This window comes from Acidisoma sp. S159 (assembly GCF_009766125.1).
GTDB lineage: Bacteria > Pseudomonadota > Alphaproteobacteria > Acetobacterales > Acetobacteraceae > Acidisoma.
The window spans coordinates 21,812-27,923 of the sequence record NZ_LMUG01000104.1 but is presented as its reverse complement, the minus strand read 5'-3'; the positions used below and the strand labels follow the sequence as shown (position 1 = coordinate 27,923).

General features: G+C 60.0%; 5 protein-coding genes. 2 read left to right on the top strand and 3 right to left on the bottom strand.

What is annotated here, in order from left to right:
• Nucleotides 1-934: 934 nt before the first annotated feature.
• Nucleotides 935-1,156, top strand: a complete 222-nt coding sequence (locus GSQ92_RS29315) for a hypothetical protein (RefSeq protein WP_159014867.1) — start codon at nucleotides 935-937, stop codon at nucleotides 1,154-1,156.
• 405 nt (nucleotides 1,157-1,561) lie between these two features.
• Nucleotides 1,562-1,834 carry a hypothetical protein gene (locus GSQ92_RS29310; protein WP_159014866.1) on the top strand — a complete coding sequence of 91 codons (273 nt, stop codon included), beginning with the start codon at nucleotides 1,562-1,564 and terminating at the stop codon, nucleotides 1,832-1,834.
• A 2,054-nt stretch (nucleotides 1,835-3,888) separates the two neighbouring features.
• Here the strand turns inward: GSQ92_RS29310 and GSQ92_RS29300 are convergent.
• From GSQ92_RS29300 to GSQ92_RS29290, 3 genes are read right to left on the bottom strand one after another with little or no spacing between them, the layout of a single operon-like run.
• Nucleotides 3,889-4,758 carry a VOC family protein gene (locus GSQ92_RS29300; RefSeq protein ID WP_159014865.1) on the bottom strand — a complete coding sequence of 290 codons (870 nt, stop codon included), beginning with the start codon at nucleotides 4,756-4,758 and terminating at the stop codon, nucleotides 3,889-3,891.
• Nucleotides 4,755-5,660 (bottom strand): SMP-30/gluconolactonase/LRE family protein, encoded by a 906-nt coding sequence (locus GSQ92_RS29295; RefSeq protein WP_159014935.1) that lies wholly within the window; start codon nucleotides 5,658-5,660, stop codon nucleotides 4,755-4,757. The genes GSQ92_RS29300 and GSQ92_RS29295 overlap by 4 nt, the downstream gene beginning before the upstream one ends.
• Nucleotides 5,660-6,100, bottom strand: coding sequence for a cupin domain-containing protein (locus GSQ92_RS29290; RefSeq protein WP_158803268.1), 441 nt, complete (start codon nucleotides 6,098-6,100; stop codon nucleotides 5,660-5,662). The genes GSQ92_RS29295 and GSQ92_RS29290 overlap by 1 nt, the downstream gene beginning before the upstream one ends.
• Nucleotides 6,101-6,112: the final 12 nt, after the last annotated feature.

The window sequence follows — 6,112 nt, the reverse complement described above, 5'->3', positions numbered from 1 at the left end:
TTCCAGCACGCACAGAGAATCAGATCGCCGCCGCGTCGGGGAAGAACTTTCGAGTCGGATCGGTCGGTTTTTGCTCTATGTCATCGCGTAGCGAAGGCGAGGCGGTGAATTCCTTTCATCTTTATCGACTCGCACGGTGAAGCGCGGACACGTGCCATCTCTACCTCGTTCTCCAGGCGATCCTGACCTTGGGTCCTCTCCAGCTTAATGCACTGCACGAAGTCTCGAGATGATTCGTAACTATATTTTTCTCGAGTTCGATCGTCGAACTGCCAAGATTATGCGCTTGCTTGGCCGGTAGGGCGACCTCCCTGTCGGGGCAGTCTCCAGCACATCGGAGATACGGGGTGCCCGTCGTTCAGGCCGTGGTGGTCCTGAGCCGCGAGGCGGAGTTAGTAGCGCCGCTCACCCTCTTGCCGAAGGGGTCCGGGCCTCCTTCGTGCGGGCCCGGACCCCGAAACCCACAGGAGATCGGGGGCAGCTGCCTAACCGGCTTTTGTTGCGTGGGTGCCATGGTAAGCACCGACGCGTCAGCCTCCTCTGCGGAGACCGGCGCAGATCGCCCGTTGGATGCGCCGGCGAGGGTCAATCCTGGGCTGTTAGCCTCGGCCCTGCGAGATAACCGGATACCTGAGGACTATGGCCGCATTGCCGCCGTTCCTCGGGCTGAAAGCGCCGGGGTGGCGATGACCGTCCTCGCTTCATGCCTTTCAATCCCAAGGCCCCCAGTAGCGGATCGGACGTCACACTCGGGCCGCGATATGCAACAGGACGGCGCGGCCGAGGGGCTAGCAGGAGCTCGGCCATCGGTGGAAGCTACTTTGACGAGCTAACCTTTGGACGCGGTCCTTCTCTCGACAGACAGGCAAGCGGAAATGCTTTCCTGTCGTTCGAGCTGCCGCCATCCTGGGGTCGGCAACGCGGAGAGCGTCCCATGAAACGTTGGAAGCCGCGCGGGCCGATCTGGAAACCGTGGCACACCGCGCCCGCGCCAGAGGACAACGCTGTCGTCTATACGCCCGAGGATCTAGCTGGGCTCGAGGAGGCTCACTTCCAGCGGCAGAAGGAAATGCAACGCCGGGCCGCCGCAATGACGAGCAGGCGGCGGAGAGAAGCGCGCCGGGCAGCGCGAACCGAGGAAGATGATACCGACTAAACCGAACTGAACCAGAGCGGGAAGCCGGGAGCACGGGATTCCGAGCAGCAGCGCGATCTCGGCCGCTAAGGTGGCCCGATGGACTGCCTCAGCTGACGCTCGATGCAATTTGCGAACGGGAAAGCCGACGCGACCGGCATCTCGCCGCCTCCCGGAAGGGACAACGACGTCATCAAAGTGCGAAGACAGACCGCCGCTTTTCGTCGGCGCTAGCTTCTTCATACCGCTCGCGTCAGATGAACCCGTGAAGACTGCATTCTGCGAGAGCGCTTGTTAGGCCGATCGAACGAGAGAGCATTCGTTACAAATCTTCGGTGATAAGACCCCTCCCATCTATCCTCGGCAGGAATAACTGTCATACTCGCGTCAGGGGACGCGGAGCCAATCGTTTGATTAGGAAACGCTATGCGGACCATTAATTTCGCCTTAACGGCACTGCTACTCACCGCACCATCGGCTGCAGCTATTGCCCAATCGAACCCGCCTGATCCGGGAAAAACTGCCCCCACCGGCGTGACTCAACAGCAAGCCCTCTATGACGCGGGCGTCGCCGGATACAGCATGATGTCTGGCCTCACGAAGGAGAAGGACGGAAGCTGGATGGGCGAAGGCAGCAAGGGCGGAAGCGAGAGCCGTTTCAGTGTCGATCCCTCGGGCAAGGTTACACCGTTGCCTTAACCCGGTGGTGCCAGGCAAGCTACGATGCTTTCGCGAGGCTGCGGCAGAGCATAGGGCCAGGTCGCGTTAGGCGGATAATCTTTATCCGGACATCGGTTTGGTGGGGCCGGCGGCGTGCGAGACCGATTGCTGCAAGCCTCTCGATTGGGTCACTGCCTCTCGAGGCGTGCTAAACATCACGCTCGGGTTCCTCATTGCGGCGCTGTCAAGTTTAGGGCGGAAACGTTTGCCGCGCACATTTGGATCAGCCACTGGGCGCCGCACTTTCCGCCTCCATCCGAGCGCGGTTAGGCTGAATTCTCGACCCACGTGATTAGAATGTGACCTTTCCGTTCTTGCAATCAGACGGGTTCACCTTTGTTGCTTCGCTACCCGCCGGCAGTACGCCTCACCCGACCGTGTAGTCTGTAGCAAGGAGGACCCTCTGTGCAGCGGGTCGGGCAAACGACGGACCAGCGTCGCCTCGCTCAGGGCGTGGAGCGCCCTTGTTACTGCGGGCTTCTGAATGTTCAGCATCAACGCGAGATTGACGACCGACAAACCGACAACGGGTTTTTTGTTGTGCCTGAGAGTAAGAGCACGGCGAGCTGCCGCATTGTCAGGTCGCTGTTGTCGGCATGCACATCCCCAAAATCACCTCACGCAGCCAAAACAAGTGAGGGTCGTCGGGTGCGGGCTCTTCGGGCATGGCGGACGCTGGCATGTTCCTAATGAGCCCGGGACAGGCAAAGCAATACCTCCTGTGGACAAAAATTAACCAACGACTATGAGACGCTTGCGCATTCTGCTAGTTGAAGACGATGGAAATATCAGTGCTCTGATCTCAAGCTGCTGGCATGGGACATACGGCCTGGTATTCTCCAACCTGCCGGCTCGTTGTTAAGGCAAATAACTAGCGCATCCGGGTCCGGGTAATCGCCAGATGTGGATGGAAAAAACATGCCGGTTCGATCCGAACCGAGAATTCCGCCGTAATTTGAGATAGGGCTGAGGACGAGCAGCTACCGCTCGGATTAGGAATCATCCGCGGCAGCTTTCGTGCTTTCGCTGCCTTGCGTTTAGCCTTTCGGGGAGCGCACAAAGCAAGATAGGCTCGTTTCTTCATCTCACCGCGGGCTGCTCAAGCGCAGCTCGATCTCCGCGACGTGCTCGGGAATTCGGACAACGCATTGTCAGCCAGGCTCGGCGCGGTGTGCCGCGGTTTCCAGCCACTTGGGAGGCTCGTGGTGCACCTTTCCGCTCAAGGTGCTACAGCTGTCCTGTAAACGCCGTCGGCGACGGCCCGGTAGCGGACGTTAACGTTTCGTAGCAACGCGGAAACGCCCCCCGGCATCGAGGCCGTTGCCAAGAATGGCGGGCGTAGTATTGACGTGAGGAAAGCAAAACCGTGACTTGGCGTTATCTGCCCGTGGTGGCCGCCGTGTTTATAGCCGGGTTCGCAAGGGCTCGTTCAGATGATTTAACTTGTTGGGGGAATGCAGCCCCGGACTCCACGGTCCAAGGAATCACCTGCACGGCTCTGACGGAGCCGTTTCTATTAAGCATGCGAAATGCGACTCGGAGCGAGGTCGTCCGGGCGATGGGCGGTTCTGGCAGCATCTCGGGCAATAACATCAGCTTCTTAAGCAATCACGCCTTCGGCGTGGGGGGTGGGTCAGGGGCCGTCCGGTTTATCTTCGGGGCAAATGGCCGTGTGACGACCATCCGTGCTTCTGTGGATCGACGAGGGCAGTCCGGTGAAATGGGGTTTGAGTGGACCTCTGTCGGTCATCAATGCTCTGATTTTCCTGGCAGCCGTCAACGGTGCAAATAGATCAGACGGCAAGTTTTTCTGCTTTAGCGGGCGCCTTTTGATCAGCATGCGCTAGAGACGTGGTCCAGCCGCCTATAAGCCGCCTCCGCCTCATCCGGGAGCGGTGCGGCAGGGAACTTCTCTCAGCTTGCTTTGGATCCTTTTTGGAGCATCGGCTCTGCGATACTCAGATAGCCGTTTCGCGTTGGGATTGCCCGAACCTGTCGCGAGTCCGTGGAGCAGCGGATGAATATTACGCCAATCACTCGAAAAGGAGTGCATGACCATCGGGATCATGTCGCAGCACGGCGCACCCCTCGTGCCCCGGCTCAGCAGCGTGTGCGAACAGGTCCGGAGCCGTCAAGACGAGCCTCGCCGAAGCGAGATCTGAGGTTCTGAGCGGCCGCGACCAAGGCGAGACGGGCGGTCGTTGATAGGCGAGAAGTTCCACATGAGGGGTGCTCGCGTCGCCGGGTCGAAGACCGATCACATCCACGGACACTGCGGGTGTGCCGTCGAGCCGATCCTGTTCCGGACCCTGGTTGAGGGTGCGCGACAGGACTGAAAAGCCGAGGCTTTCATAGAACGCGAGGCTACGCCGGGCATTCCGCACTACGATAGCGGAATGATCGACACCGAGGAAGGCCGAGTATGTTGATTCTTGGTGCCAACGAGCATCGCCCGTGCCAGATGGAAAGGCGATGAGTTCTAGAGGATGCCCGTCCGGATCCCGGAACTTGAAGGCTCGTACGCGTCCAGTAGAAGGCGGCAAACGCTGCGGACCATCTACACTGATGTGCGTGATTGGGTAGTCGCAGACCCGAGAATAGGCGGCGTCCATGTTGTTCACGACGATGGCGATGTGCTGGAACCAGATGTCAGTTGCCCCGCTGTTCGCGGGATAAGCACGTCCCGGTGTCGCGGGGCAGAGCAGCTCGAGCGTTTGTTCGCCGAGCTGAAGACGTGCTCGGTTGGCAGGGCCCTCGAGGCCAAGCACCCGAAGCTGGGAGAGTGGGACGGGGCCTTCGTCAAGGCAGGAAAAACCCAAGGCATCACAGTAGAAGCGCGTGAGCTTGTTGAGGTCAGACACCGTGAAGCTGACACGCGCCAGGCTCTGCACAGCTGTTCTCATGGCCGCGCGGCGCCCCGAACATTGACGTAGATGGCATAGAGCGTGCGGGAAGCGCAGAGAAACATCCGACTGCGGTTACGGCCGCCGAAGGTCAAATTGGAGACGAGGGACGGCACCTTGATCTTGCCCAGCAATGCGCCGGAGGAGTCGATGCAATGAACCCCGTCCGCAGCGCTACTCCATATCCGCCCATCCTCATCGCAGCGGAAGCCATCCGCAAAGCCCGGAGATATGTGGTGGAAGACGCGGCCATGGGTGAGGTGCGCTCCATCATCTGTGAGGTCGAACACCCGGATGTGCTGCACTGGGTCAGGCGCAAATTGCAACCCGCTCTCCGCGACATACAGCAGCCGCTCGTCTGGTGAAAAGCAAAGGCCATTGGGACCCTGGAAATCATCGGCGACGATGCGCAGGCTGCCATCGCGTGGGTCAAAACGGTAGAGCGAAGCGGGTAGCTCCGCGATCTGTTTGCCGCCTTCGTAATCGGTATTGATGCCGTAATGTGGATCGCTGAACCAAACTGTGCCGTCGGATTTGCAGACCACGTCATTGGGCGAATTTAGGTGTTTACCTTGGTAGCTGTCCGCGAGCACGGTGACCCGACCGTCCCATTCTGTCCGTGTGATGCAGCGCCCGCGATGGGAGCAGCCGATGAGGCGCCCCTCGCGATCGCGTGTATGGCCATTAGCGAAGTTGCTCGGCTGGCGGAAGATGGAGATGCCGCTCGATGTCGTCCAGCGCAATATGCGGTCATGCGGCAGGTCACTCACCAGAAGGCAGTCTAGATCAGCGAACCAGACCGGGCCTTCCAGCCAACCGAACCCTTCGCCGAGCGTCTCTAGCGGTGCATTGGGGAGAACAAGCGCCCTGAAGCTCCGATCGATAATCTCGATGCCGTCCATCACGCGAGGTGACAGGGCGCCAAGACCGGCGGCACATGGAGTTGAACCGTCATCAAAACAGCGGGCTGATCGCCGATCGTGCCCGAGCGATGGCCCTTGCGGCCCTGCGCATTCGCGACGCAGCCCTGATCTTCACCGAGCGAGAATTCGCCCGCGCCCTGTTCGATGCGCGTGCCGTCCATCGCCTCGATCCACCAACGACCGGATATAACAATGATCCATTGTGGCGCCGGATTCTCGTGCCATTCCCCGACCCAGCCGACAGGCTGCACGGTGAAGACCACAGTGGCGTCAGAGCGTTGCTGCCTGTCGTTCCATTGGGGTGCGGCGTTGCCGACGCCTTTGAGTTCCCACGCGGTCAGATGGCACAGCCCTTGATGACTAACGCCGGCTTCATCGCGCCAGAGATGCCAATAAGGGACGCTCGGCTTGTCGGTCATCGCAAACCTCTG

Excerpts from the sequence above, each read along its gene's own strand:
- GSQ92_RS29300 (WP_159014865.1), bottom strand. The coding sequence starts at position 4,758 with ATGAGAACAGCTGTGCAGAGCCTGGCGCGTGTCAGCTTCACGGTGTCT.
- GSQ92_RS29295 (WP_159014935.1), bottom strand. The coding sequence starts at position 5,660 with ATGGACGGCATCGAGATTATCGATCGGAGCTTCAGGGCGCTTGTTCTC.
- GSQ92_RS29290 (WP_158803268.1), bottom strand. The coding sequence starts at position 6,100 with ATGACCGACAAGCCGAGCGTCCCTTATTGGCATCTCTGGCGCGATGAA.
- GSQ92_RS29315 (WP_159014867.1), top strand. The coding sequence starts at position 935 with ATGAAACGTTGGAAGCCGCGCGGGCCGATCTGGAAACCGTGGCACACC.
- GSQ92_RS29310 (WP_159014866.1), top strand. The coding sequence starts at position 1,562 with ATGCGGACCATTAATTTCGCCTTAACGGCACTGCTACTCACCGCACCA.